The organism is Paenibacillus sp. BR1-192 (assembly GCF_029542445.1).
GTDB lineage: Bacteria > Bacillota > Bacilli > Paenibacillales > Paenibacillaceae > Paenibacillus_AQ > Paenibacillus_AQ lautus_A.
In genome coordinates this window covers 3,530,327-3,548,422 of sequence record NZ_CP120718.1, presented here as the reverse complement: position 1 = coordinate 3,548,422, position 18,096 = coordinate 3,530,327, and the positions used below count along the sequence as shown (strand labels likewise).

The following is an 18,096-nucleotide window of genomic DNA, read 5'->3' as shown; positions in this document are numbered from 1 at the left end:
GACTCAAGTTTGTTAATTGATGATCTACCGGACCACTATCGATTCTCGTCATAACGGCTGACAACGAGTTCCTTTTGGAATAAGCATTTTTTTTAAGCATAGAATTTAATGATTCTATTCTCTACCAGGACATGGGTGAAATATGAAGAAAAATACAAATATGATAATACAAATCGCCGCAACATATACGGGAACCGTGGTGGGAGCCGGATTTGCTTCAGGACAGTCGATTATGCAGTTTTTCACGGTATACGGAGCCTATGGGGTATTAGGCATTTTATGCAGCACCTTTCTTTTTGTGTGGATCGGCACTAAAATGATGATTCTAGCTCACCATATCAAAGCATTTTCATATCAGGAGTTTAATGTTTATCTGTTTGGCAAGATTTTCGGCAAAGTCGCAAATGCCTTGACTTTTATTATTCTATTTGGGGTAACGGCCGTGATGCTTTCAGGAACCGGTACCATTTTCGAAGAACAACTCCGTCTACCCTATCAACTGGGTATTATCATCAGCATCGTTTTGTGTTATCTGGTGATGACGAAGGAAATCAGCGGAATTATGTTCGTAAACTCGTTAGTTGTTCCCATGATGCTTTTTTTCACTATTCTCCTTGTCGTAAAGGTTGTCAGAATAGACAATATTTTTGATATAGTCGGTTGGCAGAACCAACAACTGTACAATTTGAAGTGGTTCGTGAGTCCGTTTGTGTATGCAGGATTGAATTTTGCTTTTATTCTAGCCGTTATGGTTCCTCTGGGGAGTGAGGTGGATGACGAAAGCGCATTAAAATGGGGAGGGTTTTGGGGAGGCATTGGTCTTGGTTTTATGCTTCTTGTCAGCCATTTTGCAATGAGCTCAAAGATGCCCGAGATTCTTCAATACGATATTCCGATGGCCGAGATTATTCGAGATTTCGGGCGGTTTTTTCATGTATTGTTTTTGCTCGTAATCTATGGAGAAATATTCACCACATTGATAGGCAATGTTTTCGGAATTTCTCGTCAAATCCAAAGTCTATATAATCTTCCTAAAAGTTGGTTAGTTCTTGGCATATTACTTGCTAGTTTTTTGATTAGTCAAGCCGGTTTCACCTCCTTACTTACTTATCTTTATCCGCTATTTGGGTATATGGGTTTGATACTTCTTATTTTTTTAGCAGCTCAACGGATGCCCAGGGACTAAGTCTCCATATTTTTATAAGTTGATTCGGCACGAAATCCAACTATTGGGTAATTATGCTACTATCGGAATTAAGGCACAGGGTTCCATCGATCCAACTTCTTATTTCCAAGACTTTTGGCCTGCCGTCTTAATAGCTAACATAAATGACCTCCATAAGAATAAAGAATACAGCATAGGGTAGACAGTTGCATGTCATATAGAGTATTTCCAACGACTTCACCTAAAAAATAGCTGAAATGAAGTCAAACGGTGTTACTTGACTAAATTGGTTTTTCCCTAACATCTTTGTAATGATGGACAATCCTACAAAACCTAGCAAGAACTCAATTGAGAATTGAAGAAACAACTTTTCATTTCCTCTTTCATCAAATGATTGGTGAAAGCAAGCACGCCGTTTGATCGAGAATCCGCTGCAAATGCGTGCGTTGAGGCGGGACTTCCATCCGTAAGGGAATGGAGTCCGCAAGATCATGCTCGAATTGTTCCGCCAGTTTTCGTGCTACTTCAGAACTGTACACAACTTCGCACACTTCATAATTCAGACGGTAGCTTCTTAAATCAAAATTTGAGGAGCCTATCTCGGCAATTTCTCCGTCAATGATCATTAACTTCGCATGCAACACGCCTTTATTGTAGAGGTAGATATGAACCCCGGCTTCCAAAAGTTCTCCATAGTAGGTCCGACTTGCAGCTCCAACGATGATCGATACCACGTGGCGGGGAACTAAGCGCACTCGGACACCGCGAACCAAAGCTGCTTTAATCGCCATAATAATGTCTGCATCTGGCACAAAGTAAGGCGCGATATTCCAATGGGCGTCGAAGACTGCTTGCAGTTCGTTTGCAGGTTAACCCACTATTCGAATATGGGTGTCGCGTCAAAAGCCGACATTCGACTTTAATCCGGTATATTCATCCCCGATATTGATGCCTCCAGTAAAAGCTTCCTGACCATCGAATACAACAATCTTACAATGATTTCGGCAACTCCAATAGGACAGCGCCCAAGGGAAGCGAATGGGGAAAAAAGATCGGCATTCAATTCCAACCTTCATCATTTGGCGGCCGTAGCCATGGGCGTGCGTTGGGCCGAGGGGGAACTTGGATACTGTCAACTTTAGCAGTGGCGATGGGGGCGGCAGTGTTTAGGTTTATCCAAGGTTAGCTGTCTAAACAAAAGAATAGTGGCGAAAAGAGATCAAACCCTACTCAACTTGTAGGGTTTGATCTCTTTTCTAATCTGTTCACCGATGAAAACAGACAAGCCATGTCCTCAATATTCATGGTTTGTCTGTTTTTCTTAAAACCCCTTATATTGAGGCTCTTCATTTTCCAACTGTTGTACGCGGCTTTCTACTTGCTGCACGATTTGTTGTGCTTGTTGGGCCGCATTCGTAAAGAGCGATTTTGCTTCTTGATTTTGTGTTTCCAAAGCAAATTGTTCCAGACTCGCCTGAGCACTTTTTAAAGATGCTACGCACGTTTTCACTTGAGAAGCAACTGTCACGGAATGTCACCTCCTTTACCTTAGGATAGGATAATGTTTCAGGGGTAATAGGAATAGATGCTTACATTCTCCCAATACCAAAATTAATATTTCCGTCTCGCAACAAAAGCATACGTTAGAAAAATTTTCAAATGGAAATGTATGAAAATAATGGAATAGGGACATATTAACTTTTGTCGATTAATGTGATTGGAAAGGAATGGTGATATTATGCCGGATTGGCTAGAAATCGCTTTGCGAACGTTATTGGCTATGGGGGTTCTTTTTGTCCTAACGAAGATATTGGGGAAACGGCAGGTATCACAGCTGTCATTGTTTGAGTATATCACCGGAATCACGATCGGCAGCATTGCAGCTTACGTTTCGTTGGATCTGGAGACCAATTGGTATTTAGGCTTGGTTGCGATGACGGTTTGGACCGTTGTTTCTTTAGGGATTGAATTTCTACAGCTGAAAAGCAAAACGGCAAGAGACCTATTCGACGGAAAAGCAACAGTGCTCATTAAGGACGGCAAGATCATGGAGGATAACCTAAAAAAAGAAAGGATTACCACGGATGAACTTATGGAACAGCTTCGAATAAAGAATGTGTTCAAAGCTGCCGATGTTGAATTCGCCATCATGGAGTCAAGCGGTGACGTTAGCGTTCTTTTAACCAAGGAAAATCAACCGTTAACGCCTAAACACCTGGGAATAAATGTCGGGCCAGAACAAGAACCTCAATCGGTCATTATGGATGGAAAAATAATGGACGAACCGCTTGCCACGATAGGTCTAAACAGGAAATGGCTGGATACGGAACTGGAGAAATTAGGTGTTTCGATTGATAACGTATTTCTTGGACAGGTGGATTCCTATGGCCAGCTATACGTTGATTTATTTGATGATCAGATCAAAGTACCGAAACCCCAGAAAAAAGCCGCGTTGCTTGCAACATTGAAAAAGTGTGAAGCGGATCTCGAAATGTTTGGCTTATCTACCAAAGAACAAAATACAAAGCAGATGTACGAGCAATGTTCAAAAGCGTTAGAAAAGATTATTGATGAAGTTAAACCATTGCTGATTCGTTAACAATTCGCCAATTATACGTCAGCTGAAATTCGAGGAGGATGTTCATGGCAAATAATATAAAGAAAAATTTAACGCGGGTACAACAGGAATATAAAGAATTGGCGCAAAGCGTCGAACCTCCGAGACCCATACTCAAAAACTTCCTTCGTGCTTTTATAGCCGGCGGAACCATTTGTATGGTTGGACAAGCCATCCAGGAAATGTTTGTGCATTGGGGCGGCTTTGATGAGAAAAAAGCTGGAGACCCTACCGTGGCGGTTATGATACTCCTTTCTGTCATTCTGACCAGCATGGGGGTGTACGATAAGTTTGCCCAATGGGCTGGTGCGGGTTCCGCAGTGCCTGTGACGGGATTTGCGAATTCGATGGCATCCGCTGCGATTGAACATCAGAGTGAAGGTATGGTGCTCGGTGTTGGCGGTAAAATGTTTAAACTGGCTGGACCGGTTATTGTATTTGGTACAGTCGCCGCCTTTGCGGTAGGAATTGTACATTTGCTGATCAAAGGCGGGGGAGGCTCTTAATATGTTAAAGGGACACCAGAGTTGGCTATTTGAGAACAAGCCGTTCATCCGATCAACAGCAACGGTAGTGGGTCCATTTGAAGGAAGAGGCCCGCTGGCCAAAGATTTTGACATTGTCCATGGAGAATCCATGATGGGACAAAAGAGCTGGGAGAAAGCAGAAAAGGCATTGATTGAAGAAGCGGCAAAACTGGCTATTGAAAATGCGGGGTTGACAAAGGAACAAGTCCAGTTTTACATAGGAGGGGATTTGATGAATCAAATCATTAGCAGCAGTTTTGCCGCGCGAACATTATCGATCCCTTACCTCGGTGTGTTTGGCGCTTGTTCAACCTCGATGGAAAGTCTGGCATTAGCAGCTAACCTTGTAAATTCCGGTTCGGCGAAATTTGTATTGGCGGGGACATGCAGCCATGATTCCGGTGCGGAGAAACAGTTCCGATATCCGACCGAGTACGGTTCGCAAAAACCGCCAACCGCCCAATATACGGTAACCGGGGCCGGTGCTGCCATCATATCCATGGAAGGTGACGGACCGGTTGTTACTTCTGCCACCATTGGCCGGGTTATCGATATGGGCATTAAAGATCCGTTTAATATGGGCGCAGCGATGGCTCCTGCAGCGGTAGACACCATTGAGGCGCATGTTCGGGATTTGGGAATTGAACCGGGTTATTACGATTTGATCGTTACCGGCGATCTTGCGAAAGTCGGATATGAAATCGCCTGTAAATTGTTTAAGAAACATAACTTTCCCATCGAACAAACCGAATATTCCGATTGCGGGATGATGATTTACGATTATGAAACCCAAATGGTTCAGGCCGGAGCAAGCGGCTGCGGTTGTTCGGCAGTTGTTACCTATGGACATTTGCTGAATCGGATGCGAAGTGGTGAACTGAAACGAATCCTCGTTGTTGCTACGGGGGCGCTGCTATCCCCGATTTCATTTCAACAAGGGGAAAGCATTCCTTGTATCGCTCATGCCGTATCCATAGAGGCAGGGAGGGAGATATTATGATTTTTCTTTGGGCTTTTTTGGTGGGAGGTGCAATCTGTGTTTTCGGACAATTTTGTTTTGATGTCTTGAAACTTACACCGGCCCACACCATGACCCTGCTTGTTGTATTGGGCGCGATTGTCGACGGAATTGGATGGTATGATCCGCTGATTGAATTTGCCGGGGCAGGAGCATCGGTCCCGATTACAAGCTTTGGTAACGCGCTTGTCCATGGTGCGCTTCAAGAACTAAAGAGCAATGGCTGGATTGGGATCATCACCGGAATTTTCGAAGTGACCAGTGCCGGAATATCCGCAGCGATTATTTTTTCGTTTCTCGCTGCATTGTTCGTAAAACCCAAAGGATAATACGTGGCCCAATCCGAATTTCGTTGGCTAAAATACACTGTAACGGTCGGTCAGGGCGATCCCTAACCGGCCGGTTTTGATTATGAGAAACATTTACTTGTTCCAATCTGTACGGAATGTCCCCATCGATAATCTCAAAGGTTACGTTGACCAAGCTATAAAAGCCATATACTGTCAGACGCTATTTATTTCGGTTCCTATATTCTCCATCACTTCTTTGGTTCGCTCCATTAAACTCGGCTCGGTTGGAACATTTTCACTTGCCTTTCCATCCAAGATTATTGGAGATTTGTTGCTTGTCGTTTTGATTCGCTGTTTAAATTGTGATTTAAGTTCGCTTTTTTCCATATTTTCTCCTTTTCATTCGCCATTTTCAGAATATGCAACTGATATTATTCCGATTTTCATATCCTTTATGCATCATAGGAGTCAGGTCCCCAAAAGGCTGTGTTTCCGCCTGCATATAGACAACCAACCCGATAAAATGACCGGAAACCGGGCGGATGCCGTTGTCGCTTCTATGCGCCTGCCATAGACTAATGCTGTAAGTTCAACTTTACCTAACCCAAGGAGGAATGTTTTCAAATGCAGTTTATCAAACAGGCAATGCCCATGTATACGCATGACCAGGCCGCTTATGTCAGGCAAATGTACGATTGGCACATGAAAATGGCTCAGTATCACGAACAATTACGTACCTTTCATCTGGAAAGGGCGAAACAATTTCAAAAGCTCTCCGAAGAAAAAGCGAAAACGTCAGAAATATCCAGCGATACCCGCTTAATGGCGAACCGACATGGAGCGATGTGATGAATTGGAAGCATTCCGAATCAAAATCTGGGACCGCTATGTAACCCTTCGTTCCCAATATGGAACCCGGATGCCCTTGTCTTTCGACCAGTTCTGGTATGACTTTTTGGCCAGGCACATGCTATCCGACTGTGGCGTAGAGCAAGTATATGAGGACTTCTGCAACAACTGGGAGAATCGGTGTGTGAAAAATGTTTGCGATTCGAGCCATCGGTAGAATGCCTGCGAAATAGGACCAAATGGCCGGCTGTTGCCCAAAATGGGTTGCTCCGCCTTTGATATTTGTATGCACCCTGACAATAGCCAATCATCAAATTTTACCATTCATTTATTTTCTGATGAGTTGACATATTATATACGGATGCCATTTCAGGAGGTGATCAACATGACGGTAGCTTCTCAAGTGAAAACAGCTGTAGCTTCATTAAAAAGCGCGCAGGCCAGCTTTGAACAGTTTGCGTTAAATACACAAAACCAGCAGGCCAAAACCACGTTCACAAATGCAGCGCAACAGACACAAAACATCATTGACCAGGTCACTCCACGGTTACAACAAATTGAACAGGAAGAACCGCAGTATAAAGGTTTCTAAATAAAAAGGCCATGCCGATCTCTTCTCGGCATGGCTGCCCCTTTATCTTTATTCCCTCGTAGACGACAGGATTGGGAGGCTGATTTTCTTGGCATGGATAGCAGGATTATGGCTAGTAAATACGGCACTATTGATCATCATTGCGGTTCGGGAGGTGCGCCGCCCCGCCAAAGCGTTGACTTGGATATCAGTCGGACTAGTATTACCGATTATCGGATTCGTTTGTTACCTGTTCGTCACGAATCCTGTGCAAATGCGGCGGGACAAGCTCGTTTCTTCGCACAATAGCCCGATTTCATTACCCCCAGAATATGGTCACTCCGCATTTGTTATCGCTCGGGCTTTGCAACCTTTGTCTGTCAGTGGCCTTCGAACCGGTTACGTCCAAATCCTCACGAACGGGATGGAAACCTACGGAAAACTCCTTCAATCAATTCAGGCCGCACAAAAGTCAATCGATCTGGAATATTACATATACCGGAATGACCATATCGGTAAACGTATCACAGATGTGCTGATTGACCGGGCTTTATCCGGTGTGAACATTCGTTTTATAAGGGATGGCTGGGGAAGCCGGTCATTTCCCAAACATACGGTTCGCCGGATGATGGAAGCAGGCATTGAATGCAGGACCATCTTTCCCTTGCGATTCCCCTGGGTACTATCCAACTTGACATACCGGGATCATTGCAAGATCGTCATCGTCGACGGAAAGGAAGCCTTCATGGGAGGAATCAACGTTGGGGACGAGTATACCGGAATGAAGCCGGATGTCGGTTTTTGGCGCGACACTCATATGCGGTTAACCGGCGAAACAGCGGATGATGTGAAAGCCGTTTTTGAGGCTCACTGGAAAATGGCGTCACCGGACAAGCTCCATTCAACGAGAAAGGCAAAATTTATCCCTGAATCGGCTCAACTTTCAGACGATAAAGCCATTCATCCATTTCCATCCGGCAAAACAGAACGATCCGGATACGGATGGGAATGGGGATCGGAGCTGGGAACGATGGAAGGCACCCACATGGGAAAAGCTTCCCCATCCAAGGATTCGCATAACGTCTATATACAGATATTCGAAGGCAATCCCGGGCTGCCTACTCCGGTCATTCGGGAAATGCACTTCATCTGCCTGACGCAGGCGACCCGAACCATCGACGTGACCAACCCTTATTTTATACCCGATGCGGATATCATGATGGCCATCAAAACAGCCGCAGCGCGTGGCGTTCGAGTGAGATTACTGGTGCCGCGCCAAGTGATTCCTAAAGTTGCAGGAGCTGCAAGCCGTACGTATTATGGCGAACTCGTGGAAGCAGGGATCGATGTGTTTCAGTACAACAAAGGGGTATTGCATGCGAAAGTCATGATTATCGATGGCGAGATTGCCGAAGTGGGTTCTTCCAACTACGATCTCCGTAGTTACCGTTTAAATTACGAAGTGTGTGCAGTGATGTATCATTCCGATGTGGCCCGGGAGCTTACGGAACAATTCGAACGGGATCTCGCCGAGGCTACTCCATATCGTTTGGAAGATCATATGCATCGTACTTCTTTCGAGCGCATGCTTGATCAAGCAGCGCGTTTGTTATCTCCTTTGTTATAAATTTCAAAAATTACATGGAATTGAATCGAAGTCCAATTACACATGTATATGGCGAAAGGGGAGAAGGCTTCCAACGAATACAAGTAATATCGAATTTGGGCAACAGTCTATGGTGCAAATATCACGCCCGGCATATAGTGTAAAAAAAGGAGCTGCATCATAGATGATCATATGAAACCGATTGAAGTTGAAGGTCATCAGGTTATAAGTATCGAGGTCGCCCTGCCCAAAACAACACTTCTGGCCATCACAACCGTCACGGATATATCATGTGCGGGGCGCTTGATGTTCGTTTGTTAAATGAGAAATTAAACGATCGCCGCATTGTGGCAGAACGCGCAACCGGGTACGAACAATAGAGCAATTGCTGGATGCCCCACTCGATATGGTGACCACAGAGGCGGAATTACGCGGAATTTGCCCTGGGATGAAAGGAGCAGATGCGCTTTTAAAGATGGTAAACTCATCTTGAAATCATTCGGTCATTTACTGACCTGGATGCAAATGTTGCGGTAATCGGTTATGAAGATTTGCACGAACAACTTCATGAAGTTCAGGATTCCAAGCTTACGAGGGAGGTGATTCGCAATGCTGACGTATTGATATTACCGGTTGTCGGTACAGACGACCATGGCAGAGTAGAGTCTTCATTTTCATCTGAAACGTTATTGCTGAACAAGGAATATATGTCTTGCTTGCCGAAACACGCAAAAGTCTGTACTGGCATAGCCAAGTCATACTTGAGGAACCTTTGAACTAGAGATCGATCTGATTGAATTATTCAGCAGGGACGATGATGCCATATACAATTCCATTCCCACTGCGGAGGGCGCCTTAATGATGGCCATTCAACAGACGGAAATTACCATACATGGTTCGCGTTGTATGGTGCTGGGTTTGGGGAGAATCGGTCTTACGTTAGCCAGTATGCTTCAGCACCTGGGTGCACACGTCAAAGCGGGGGTGCAGAAACCGGAGCAGTTTGCACGTGCATGGGAGATGGGGATTGAGCCGTTTTATAAAGATTTGTACGATGAAGGCGTAAATGTGGATATTATTTTTAACACGGTTCCGGAGCAAATCCTTACTTCTCGTGTGTTGACCCGTATTCCGCATCACGCTATTATTATTGATTTGGCTTCCCAACCAGGTGGAACCGATTTTCGTTTCGCCGAAAAACGTGGAATCAAGGCCTTGTTGGCACCAAGTTTACCGGGATTGGTCGCGCCAAGAACGGCTGGACGTATATTGGCGAGAACGTTATGTCAATTGATCCAGGACGAACGGAGTCAAAATCGAGAGCAATTGGATATACTTGCTTGTCCTTCCGGGTTATGAGATCGCGAACGATGGAACCGATCCATCGTTTTTTTTGAGTTTCAGCGTGCATCACTGAATAAACGGGGCAGGATTGTTCAGTCATTTACTCGAATACTTTGAAGAAAAAACATGCGGTCTATTTATTTGAATCATCGTGGAAGAAAATGTACACGGATCGGGGAATTCGGAAGATTTTGGCCAAATATTTGGAGGAAGCTAAACTTGCTCAAAACCTGTCGCCACACAAGCTGCGTCATTTTCTGTTGACCTGGCTCAATAAACAGGGCATCGATGACGCACTCATACAGCCGTATTCCGGTCATGAAAGCCGGAAGTCATTGGAAATCTATTCGAAGCTTGCAATCACCGATGCCCAGCAGGAATATAACGAGGTTATCAATAAATTTCACCATTTAATTTACATCTACTTTGCCCTTGGTGACAGCTACGCTGGTACTACCACTAACTATGTCGTAACTGAATCCACTAATCATATGTTTTATATTCACACACCGTTCAGCTCGACATATTGGGTGTATTATACGCATCCAGGAGGTAGTACTTAATCTTTAATTTATGACCTCATGTATAAAAGTAACAACTCTACTGTAAGTACTGTAATAGTCTATTAAAAGGAGAATTATAAAATGAAAAAACAAGTAGCTGTTGCAGCCTTAGCTAGTGCGCTTGCACTTGGTGGCGGAGGATTTGCTTACTATTCATACGCTGCCGACGCTGATGTAAAAACAGTTGTTCCCGTTGATGAGTCATCTCTAGCAACAATTCAAAACGAAGAAGCTCCGGTGCCTGAATATTCATCACCAGGCCAAGAAACTGTTGAAATAAAGCCAGAAACAACGGTGTTCAAGATCCCGATACGGTCAATATAGCTGATGTGCCGGTTGCGGATATACATATTCCACTAAGATAACGCATCCGCAAAACTCAGTTCCTCGGGACTGACTCGAATAAATATCCAAGCCCTGCAAAAAGAGTATGGACTTCACCTTAGGTCCTTATTAACAACCGCAGATGGTGATGAAATTCGTATAAGCCAAGTGGATGCATATATGGGGGTGTCAGATACCATTGAGAGCCTGAAGAAAAGTTATTACCTCGAGACTTCTGAATTGACAGAGATTAATGGTCTGAAAGCATTGTATGTTGATGGGGAAGTCAGAAAAGTCGTACATTTGATCTCTGATGGTCACCTCTTCACTGTTTCGGCCAATACGGCCACGCTTGAAGAATTGACGGATATAGTAAAACAAATTCATGAATAATCCCCATTTAAAAAGCAGCTCTTGATAGTGATAAGGAAGCTCAAGAGTTGATAAGCGCTATTATTAAAACTGCTGAAGATAATGGTTTGAAGATTAGAAAAAAACCAAAAAAATAGAAGACAATAGGATTGTCTTCTTACAGGTGCACTTTGTCTAATACCGCAAGTCTTATTTATTTCGCTTAGTTCAATGACGAAATCTAACATACCGTACTTCAGCATTCCTGCAGCCTCCGTCTTGAGCAAAGGAATCATTAGGGAATTAGATCCGAAAAGAAAAGAGCAGCTGCGTCACATTTGCAGATATCTCGATCAGCGAAGTTCAGAAGTGAATATTACACTTTCGATGGTATTGGGGCATGTAATTGAAGGAGGCTTAACGAGTCAGAAAAAAATAAATAAAACGATTGATGCATGGATAACTGAAGATAATAAAAGATATGGGTAGAAGTAGAAGAAATGTAGGGATTACTGGACATACCACACGGGTGTTCTACGCCAGTGAGAACAGCGTTGGCCAGGATCGTAGAGCGCCTTAGCCGGGAGCGATTCTACCACGGCTAAGGCGCTCTAGCTATTGACCGAAGCCCTGCTTTAGAGCTGCTGGCATAAGCCCAATAGAAAATAAAGGTGAGAAACCCACTAAAAAAAACAACTTTTAAAACAAATGGGGTGTTTATATATTTAAGAACCTAGAATAAGCCTAAGGAGATGGAAAAACGTGAGATCAAAATTTTTAGTTAGTTTTATTGCAGTCGGCATTATAGCATCTGCTTTAAGTTATGCTAGTGCAAATAATGCATTGAAACTGCCCGATAATCCAAGGACCGAGGCAATTGCTGTCGTAGAAAGATATTTTAGTGATTTACAAACTGGTAATTTTGAAGATGCAATAAAAATCTCTGATAATCACATTTATAAAGATGAAAAAACTGCACTTGAAAGAACAATCTTAAATAACACTCACAATCACGTAAAAGATTTCGAGATTACTTCAGTAGATGATACCGACCCTAGAAGTATTAAAGTATTTGTGAAAGTAGAAGAAACGGCTAATGGTGAACTTCCACCTGTAACGTATAATGTTGATTTCAAAAACGGTAAATATAAATTGCAAATAAAAACAGTGATTATTGATATGAACCCCTCATCTCCAACATATAAGAAAGTTGAATATAATAAGAATGTGAAATATGAGGACTAAAGTATTATTCCCTTATTTTGTGTAAAAGGTATGATATAGAAAAAGGAGGGGATAAATTGAAAAAAAGATCCTTATTGGTGGCTTTAGTGATGGCAGTAACATTTAGTTTTGGTAGTATTGCTTCGGCAAGCGAGGTTACAAACACACATTCTTCAAGTGATTCTTTAAGCACTTATTCCTTTGAAAGTGCGGCGAATTCATACTTCACAGGGTATGTACAGCAAGACATTAGTGAAACTACAAAAGTTAGCGGTGAAGACTATGAAAAATTGGAACGCCAATTTGAGCTTAACAAAGACAATCCCCTGAAGAATTACAAAATCAGCCAAATTGATGATTCAAACCCTCAAAACATTTCGTTCTCTGTAGAATTAACCTATGATGATCTTGGTACACTTCCTCCCGTTCCCTATGAAGCTGAGTTAGTAAATGGAAGTTACAAAATTGAACCAGTTGAGACGTACCTAACCAAGCAGGCTATTTCTATAAGGAAGTATCAATATTTGTTTATCTAACTAGGCACGATCATCAAAGGGTTCCGAGTACATTTTAACGGAGATATACGCTAAACTCAGATTTAAAGCAAGGCTGTATTTTTCGAGAACACTTTATAAAAAACAACCTTAGTCAATCACAAACGAAGGTTGTTTTTATAAAGTCATGGTCTAATTAAAACAATTGCTGTCCCAAGAGCATACTTGAGACTGAAAAGGCACCAGCAGGTGGTAAAACATTAGTATATATGGGAGGTCCCAAACGGGTTGTAAAGGTTGTAGCAATCCAATTTCCGTATTCACCAGCCAGCAAAGAGGGAGGTTTCATTATAAACCGTCCACTTAAAATGAAATGCCGAATGCTTATAGCGGTCTCATCAAATATTGTCAAGTTGCCAAAAAAGGAGGCATATGGTGAATCGAAACTTATTTGTTTAGCGCTTTCGTCCCAATACCCATTAATCGGAATAGGTATACCACGAAAATTAACTGTACCTACTACTTTGTTGTCTACAATGGGATCAATGGTAAGTATACCTCTAATAATGGATCTCCCCGCAATAGAAGCATCGATCCCCCATACGGATGGAAAGGGGATACTAACTTTGGCTGTCTTTGGAATTTTCAAAATTAACCTCTCCTTGATTATTTCATGTATGGATTGAGTTGTATTTAATCATAATCCTGTAGTAATGATACAGTATATGCACAGAGAATCACTTAGGTGTTTTGTTAAGAAAGAAGCATCAATAATCAATCAGCCTACAGTGTCTTAAGGATTTGTCGGGAATGCCCTAAGGCAGGGATCAATGAATTGCATACGGACCTTACCGAAAAGGAACTCACACAAATGGCTCAGGGAAAAATAGAGGAGCAAATCCGCAATACGTATCAAACTGCTTTTAAAGAGGGTATAGATATTTGTCGGGGGACAAAAACATGGTCCCATTGAAAGTCGCTATTATAGCGGCTTTTTTGTTTTATCGGTACAAGTTCTTGTCCCTGGTCGAGGACAAGAACTTGTACCGATTGCCGTAAAGGACAAGAACATGAGCCAATTACCGATTAGATAAGTATCTAACTATGTTTCCAAGCAATCTCATTAAGCTAACGGGCAGGATACCCGGAATAAAAAGGGGTTTGCATTGATGATATAGAACTATTTTAATGACCAATATTTTTGAGGTGAGATTAAGTAGTGATAAACATACAACCTATAGATTTGCGTAGCGTTAAAGACGGGGAGATTATCAACGGACTTATCTACATCACTGATTACACATCAAAGACAGATGCGGCAAGTAAGGCACCTATATACGGTACTTGTCATTACTACGGTAAGACAATAGGTTTCAAGATTTGGGACGAGTACCTTCAGAACATTTTCAACATCAACAACGGTAGACGCAAAAAGATACAGTCAGTTGAAAAAAATGCTTGTTAAACAATTTAAAGGTGACCGTTCCGGTTATACAAATGCAAAAAGCGATTTTGTAAGAGACATACTAAAACGTGCTGGGTGAAATAATCTTAATTAACGAGCAGTGTTATTCAACTAGGGCAGTAGTTCTTGATGAGTTTTCTTGTCGGGGGACAAGAATATGGACCCATTGAAAGTCGCTAATTTAGCGGCTTTTTTGTTATATCGTTAAAAGTTCGTGTCCCGGTTCGAGGACACGAACTTTTAACGATTGCCGAAAAGGACAAGAACATGTTTCGATTACCGGTTATTCATATATTTAATCATTTTCCAATCGCTATTTCATTAAGCTAACGGGCAGGTTAGTTACAATGTTTGGTGGAATATTAAAAGGAAGCTGAATAACTTGTTCAATATTTAAGGAAAGGAGAGACGAATGGACATACAAAGTATCTCAGAAATGATAGATACAGATTGGCTTCGTAACTTATCAAACAACTATCTTCAGTCTGAAAAAGGAATCATTACGAACTGGTCCTGCAATTCGATCGGTGCAGTTGACAAAAATTTTGTGACAGGTGGGGTCTACCGGATATCTGGGACAACCGAAATAAATAGTGGGGCGCAACAATCTTGGTCATTTATTCTGAAAGTAATTAATCCCGATCCCTTGCGTGAGAACCCAGCTCATTATAATTATTGGCGGCGAGAGATCTTGGCATACAGTTCTGGATTGCTTGATAATTTACCCCAAAATATATTGACTCCTAAGTGTTTTGCTATTGATGAAAAAGACAATGGATCCGTTTGGCTATGGATTGAGGATATAGAGCAAGACCAGCGGCAATGGGAGTGGGATGATTATGGTTTGGTAACAGAAAAGCTTGGGGAGTTTCAAGCTGCTTACCTACTTGGAAAGCCGCTACCGGAATTCCACTGGGTAAATCAGCAATGGATGCGTTCATGGTTAAATGAGTGTTATGCATATCAATATCAGCCTGATATTCACTCTAAACGCATTTTGTTATCTGATCAAAGAGTGGCGGCTATAATGGACCAATTCACTCAACTTGAAAAATGGATCAATGATTGGCTATATGGAATCGAACTACTTCCCAAAACACTTGCTCACCAAGACTTTTATGAGATGAATATCATGTTAAATTCTGTTCAACAACAAGAGGGGAAACTAACCTTAATTGATTGGCAATTCACAAGTATTTCAGGAATCGGTGAGGATTTAGGTCGGTTCTTAGGTTTAAGTATTAGTCGGGGCCAGGTACCGATTGAACATTTCAAGATGTACCTTGAATTATTTATTACTTCTTATTTGAAAGGGATGAGGAAGACTGGGTGGGATGGAGACGAAGACCTGCCTCGTTTCGGATTCTTAGCTGCATTTGCCTTGCGTTCGATATGAGAAGTGCCAAAAATGCTCAAAAAGCTTGAGCAAAATCCTGAATCACAAGAAAGTAAAAAACTGATGTTAATTACGGAATTGCAAATGGAAATTTCAAAAGAAGTTGAGAGACTGCGTGTTAATTCAATACTCAAGAAACTATATTGAGGAGGTATTTTCATCTGCATTGGAAACTCTGAACATAGAATAGCTTTTGGAATACATACGATAACTGCATTTAGTCCAACCCATTGTGAAGAAAAACCAAGCAACAGAATAGGGATAAAATTCTCCAGGTGTAACCCCGACTTTTTTCTAAACATTCTAATAAAATAGCTCGGAGAATTAAAACCGAATTAAAACCCACCTCGACCATGCCGTTGCAGCGGGAAACATTAGTTGAACAAAGGCTGCCTTTGTTCAACTAACGGGCAGGATAATTCAATATTTTTATGGAATACAACAATAAATGGGACGAGGGGGGCGCACATGCTTTTTCACTTCAGTGAAGACGATAGTATCAATAAATTTGTACCAAAAGAGAAGCAAAATCGTCCGGATTTTCCTGCGGTAGTTTGGGCACTTGATGAAGAGCACGAGTATACGTACTATTTCCCTAGAGAATGTCCCCGAATAGTGTTGTAGGAAAGATGAGGCGACAATGAACTAACATTTACCCCATTGATAGCTGTCGGGGGACAAAAACATAGTCCCATTGAAAGTCGCTAATTTAGTGGCTTATTTGTTTTATCGGTACAAGTTCTTGTCCCGAGTCGAGGACAAGAACATGAACCGATTGCCGATTAGATAAGTATCTAACTGGGTTTCCATGCAATTTCATTTAGCTAACAGGCAGTTTGGTGGAATATTTTCACCATTTATGGTTGATGAATTCCATGCTAAAGTAATCTTTAAATGTGTACGAAAGCAGGACTGTAATAACTGACATATTTCAATCAAATTGGCGATTTCATTTCGGAGTTATTAGAACAATATGAAGAAGAATCAACATCGAAAACAACATTTAATTTGCTAGCAACAAAACAATCTAACCAAACAAACATGAATTTAGATATACAATTAGCACCCGAAGGAGAGTTCTATTCCGTTACTGGTGAAGGCACTATTTTATTAAATGGTAAAGAGAGTAATGTAGTGCTAACTAAATCACTAATCTCAAAAGCAACCTTGAAAAATGGTAATACTTATTTATACGGTCCTTTGGATGCTGATTTAATACATAAATCTGGTGAGACAGAGCCAATTATTATTGGAATTGGAGCAATTGCTGAAACAGGACAACGTTATTTCACTTTAACACTTGGTAACTTTGGAGAAGAGATTCAGTATTTCGTTTTCGGTGATGGTGACTTCATAAATGAAGAAATTATGGAAATTCAAACCGAAAATTCAGGAGGTTAAGAAAGTGAACAAAAAGATCATACACACTCTTACAATTCTCGTTTTAATTAGTAGCTCATTCCTATTGCCAGTAAATAATACATTTGCTGCCGAATGTGATGGAACATATTATTATAAAGGGAGCGCATATGCAAATTTATTCATGCTAGGTAATAGTAATGATAATTCCAACAATTCTACAAACAGTACTGTAGCTGTGAGTGCTAAAGCAACCTATAGTCCCAGTAATAACAGAGGTAAAGAAATTGTATCCGCATGGGCTAGGTTGGATACAATGAACAGAATTTATCCTAGTTCACTTTATTACCCCACTGAAGTCAATGAAATAGAGGTAAAGTTTAAAGTTATGAATCAATCCCAGGAATTCGATATATATAGTACTATTCCTAAACATAATCTTAAAGAATATAAAGTAAATCCGTATGTATCTGGAGGAATTGGTACTATTTTTACAATTTTGAACTATTGGATACCAGGTTCAGATGTGGCATTTTCCCCATTTAACATGGTCATGAACAATATCACAGTTAAAAAAGGAACTGATACATCGGAAGGGACGGGTACTGTTCAACCAGTAAAGTTTAAAAATCCAGACTCTGCAAAGTCAAGCTTGCCGAATACAATAAGTTACAAAGATGCACGACATGCTGCCAAAGGTTAGCGCCCAAATCAGCATGTCTCGCCGGGGCAATTGCCTAGACAACGCCTCCATGGAGAGCTTCTTCTCGCATCTCAAAACGGAAGGGCTCTATCCTTATGATATCCGAAATCTAGCGGAGGCACAAAGCCGAATTGAGAAATACATACGATTTTATAATCGAAGACGACCACAGCGCAAATTAAATAAACTGACGCCGGTAGAGTACCGACGCCAGTTTACAGCCTAGGTGT

General features: G+C 41.8%; 23 protein-coding genes and 3 pseudogenes. 21 read left to right on the top strand and 5 right to left on the bottom strand.

From position 1 onward, the window contains the following. Nucleotides 1-142 precede the first annotated feature (142 nt). Nucleotides 143-1,186 carry a YkvI family membrane protein gene (locus tag P0X86_RS15790; protein ID WP_107338601.1) on the top strand — a complete coding sequence of 348 codons (1,044 nt, stop codon included), beginning with the start codon at nucleotides 143-145 and terminating at the stop codon, nucleotides 1,184-1,186. A gap of 220 nt (nucleotides 1,187-1,406) precedes the next feature. On the opposite strand, the gene P0X86_RS33305 is transcribed toward P0X86_RS15790, so the two are convergent. The 3 genes from P0X86_RS33305 to P0X86_RS15775 all read right to left on the bottom strand — a co-directional run bounded on the left by P0X86_RS33305 (nucleotide 1,407) and on the right by P0X86_RS15775 (nucleotide 2,693). Further along, the gene (locus tag P0X86_RS33305) at nucleotides 1,407-1,658 is read right to left on the bottom strand and encodes a DUF421 domain-containing protein (RefSeq protein ID WP_326069412.1); all 252 of its coding nucleotides are present in this window, start codon (nucleotides 1,656-1,658) and stop codon (nucleotides 1,407-1,409) included. After that, nucleotides 1,552-1,992, bottom strand: a complete 441-nt coding sequence (locus P0X86_RS15780) for a phospholipase D-like domain-containing protein (protein ID WP_256719840.1) — start codon at nucleotides 1,990-1,992, stop codon at nucleotides 1,552-1,554. The genes P0X86_RS33305 and P0X86_RS15780 overlap by 107 nt, the downstream gene beginning before the upstream one ends. A 494-nt stretch (nucleotides 1,993-2,486) precedes the next feature. After that, the gene (locus tag P0X86_RS15775; RefSeq protein ID WP_277748943.1) at nucleotides 2,487-2,693 is read right to left on the bottom strand and encodes a DUF1657 domain-containing protein; all 207 of its coding nucleotides are present in this window, start codon (nucleotides 2,691-2,693) and stop codon (nucleotides 2,487-2,489) included. A gap of 210 nt (nucleotides 2,694-2,903) precedes the next feature. Here P0X86_RS15775 and P0X86_RS15770 point away from each other — a divergent pair, with 210 nt between their 5' ends. From P0X86_RS15770 to spoVAE, 4 genes are read left to right on the top strand one after another with little or no spacing between them, the layout of a single operon-like run. Then, complete coding sequence (locus P0X86_RS15770) at nucleotides 2,904-3,764, top strand: DUF421 domain-containing protein (protein WP_100537086.1); 861 nt, start codon at nucleotides 2,904-2,906, stop codon at nucleotides 3,762-3,764. A gap of 44 nt (nucleotides 3,765-3,808) precedes the next feature. Then, nucleotides 3,809-4,288 carry a stage V sporulation protein AC gene (spoVAC, locus tag P0X86_RS15765; RefSeq protein ID WP_277748942.1) on the top strand — a complete coding sequence of 160 codons (480 nt, stop codon included), beginning with the start codon at nucleotides 3,809-3,811 and terminating at the stop codon, nucleotides 4,286-4,288. A 1-nt stretch (nucleotide 4,289) separates the two neighbouring features. Next, complete coding sequence (gene spoVAD / locus P0X86_RS15760; RefSeq protein WP_277748941.1) at nucleotides 4,290-5,309, top strand: stage V sporulation protein AD; 1,020 nt, start codon at nucleotides 4,290-4,292, stop codon at nucleotides 5,307-5,309. Further along, nucleotides 5,306-5,656: a stage V sporulation protein AE gene (gene spoVAE, locus P0X86_RS15755; RefSeq protein ID WP_005832063.1), complete on the top strand. Its 351-nt coding sequence runs from the start codon at nucleotides 5,306-5,308 to the stop codon at nucleotides 5,654-5,656. Before spoVAD ends, spoVAE begins: the two co-directional genes overlap by 4 nt. Before the next feature lie 174 nt (nucleotides 5,657-5,830). On the opposite strand, the gene P0X86_RS15750 is transcribed toward spoVAE, so the two are convergent. After that, nucleotides 5,831-6,004, bottom strand: a complete 174-nt coding sequence (locus P0X86_RS15750) for a hypothetical protein (protein WP_153784608.1) — start codon at nucleotides 6,002-6,004, stop codon at nucleotides 5,831-5,833. A 237-nt stretch (nucleotides 6,005-6,241) separates the two neighbouring features. Between P0X86_RS15750 and P0X86_RS15745 the strand changes: the two genes are divergently transcribed. The 10 genes and pseudogenes from P0X86_RS15745 to P0X86_RS15700 all read left to right on the top strand — a co-directional run bounded on the left by P0X86_RS15745 (nucleotide 6,242) and on the right by P0X86_RS15700 (nucleotide 12,985). Continuing rightward, on the top strand, nucleotides 6,242-6,466 hold the full coding sequence (locus tag P0X86_RS15745) for a hypothetical protein (RefSeq protein ID WP_277748940.1): 225 nt from the start codon (nucleotides 6,242-6,244) through the stop codon (nucleotides 6,464-6,466). 385 nt (nucleotides 6,467-6,851) lie between these two features. Beyond that, nucleotides 6,852-7,058, top strand: a complete 207-nt coding sequence (locus P0X86_RS15740; RefSeq protein WP_029197844.1) for a DUF1657 domain-containing protein — start codon at nucleotides 6,852-6,854, stop codon at nucleotides 7,056-7,058. Between the two features lie 88 nt (nucleotides 7,059-7,146). Continuing rightward, nucleotides 7,147-8,664: a phospholipase D-like domain-containing protein gene (locus P0X86_RS15735; RefSeq protein ID WP_277748939.1), complete on the top strand. Its 1,518-nt coding sequence runs from the start codon at nucleotides 7,147-7,149 to the stop codon at nucleotides 8,662-8,664. Between the two features lie 171 nt (nucleotides 8,665-8,835). Then, nucleotides 8,836-9,136, top strand: a pseudogene (locus P0X86_RS15730) (YunC family protein). Between the two features lies 1 nt (nucleotide 9,137). Next, nucleotides 9,138-10,002: pseudogene (gene dpsA / locus P0X86_RS15725) on the top strand (dipicolinate synthase subunit DpsA). Nucleotides 10,003-10,100: 98 nt separating this feature from the next. Continuing rightward, a complete protein-coding gene (locus P0X86_RS15720) occupies nucleotides 10,101-10,550 on the top strand; it encodes a tyrosine-type recombinase/integrase (protein WP_277748938.1) in 450 nt (149 codons plus the stop codon). Nucleotides 10,551-10,631: 81 nt separating this feature from the next. Then, entirely contained in the window at nucleotides 10,632-10,874 is a 243-nt protein-coding gene (locus P0X86_RS15715) for a hypothetical protein (RefSeq protein WP_277748937.1), read from the top strand. Between the two features lie 186 nt (nucleotides 10,875-11,060). Next, nucleotides 11,061-11,267, top strand: coding sequence for a hypothetical protein (locus P0X86_RS15710; protein WP_277748936.1), 207 nt, complete (start codon nucleotides 11,061-11,063; stop codon nucleotides 11,265-11,267). A 720-nt stretch (nucleotides 11,268-11,987) separates the two neighbouring features. Then, on the top strand, nucleotides 11,988-12,470 hold the full coding sequence (locus tag P0X86_RS15705) for a hypothetical protein (RefSeq protein WP_277748935.1): 483 nt from the start codon (nucleotides 11,988-11,990) through the stop codon (nucleotides 12,468-12,470). 56 nt (nucleotides 12,471-12,526) lie between these two features. Further along, a complete protein-coding gene (locus P0X86_RS15700; RefSeq protein ID WP_277748934.1) occupies nucleotides 12,527-12,985 on the top strand; it encodes a hypothetical protein in 459 nt (152 codons plus the stop codon). Between the two features lie 154 nt (nucleotides 12,986-13,139). Here P0X86_RS15700 and P0X86_RS15695 read toward each other — a convergent pair whose 3' ends face one another. Then, nucleotides 13,140-13,592, bottom strand: coding sequence for a hypothetical protein (locus P0X86_RS15695; protein WP_277748933.1), 453 nt, complete (start codon nucleotides 13,590-13,592; stop codon nucleotides 13,140-13,142). Nucleotides 13,593-14,349: 757 nt separating this feature from the next. On the opposite strand from P0X86_RS15695, the pseudogene P0X86_RS15690 reads away from it, so the two are divergent. The 6 genes and pseudogenes from P0X86_RS15690 to P0X86_RS15670 all read left to right on the top strand — a co-directional run. Next, nucleotides 14,350-14,487: pseudogene (locus tag P0X86_RS15690) on the top strand (GrpB family protein); the annotation flags it as partial. Nucleotides 14,488-14,820: 333 nt separating this feature from the next. Next, nucleotides 14,821-15,804, top strand: a complete 984-nt coding sequence (locus P0X86_RS15685) for a phosphotransferase (RefSeq protein ID WP_277748932.1) — start codon at nucleotides 14,821-14,823, stop codon at nucleotides 15,802-15,804. A gap of 468 nt (nucleotides 15,805-16,272) precedes the next feature. After that, entirely contained in the window at nucleotides 16,273-16,428 is a 156-nt protein-coding gene (locus P0X86_RS33160) for a DUF6886 family protein (protein ID WP_347177547.1), read from the top strand. 384 nt (nucleotides 16,429-16,812) lie between these two features. Further along, nucleotides 16,813-17,205: a hypothetical protein gene (locus P0X86_RS15680; RefSeq protein ID WP_277748931.1), complete on the top strand. Its 393-nt coding sequence runs from the start codon at nucleotides 16,813-16,815 to the stop codon at nucleotides 17,203-17,205. 4 nt (nucleotides 17,206-17,209) lie between these two features. Continuing rightward, a complete protein-coding gene (locus tag P0X86_RS15675; protein WP_277748930.1) occupies nucleotides 17,210-17,866 on the top strand; it encodes a hypothetical protein in 657 nt (218 codons plus the stop codon). Beyond that, a complete protein-coding gene (locus P0X86_RS15670) occupies nucleotides 17,850-18,092 on the top strand; it encodes an integrase core domain-containing protein (protein ID WP_277748929.1) in 243 nt (80 codons plus the stop codon). The genes P0X86_RS15675 and P0X86_RS15670 overlap by 17 nt, the downstream gene beginning before the upstream one ends. Nucleotides 18,093-18,096: the final 4 nt, after the last annotated feature.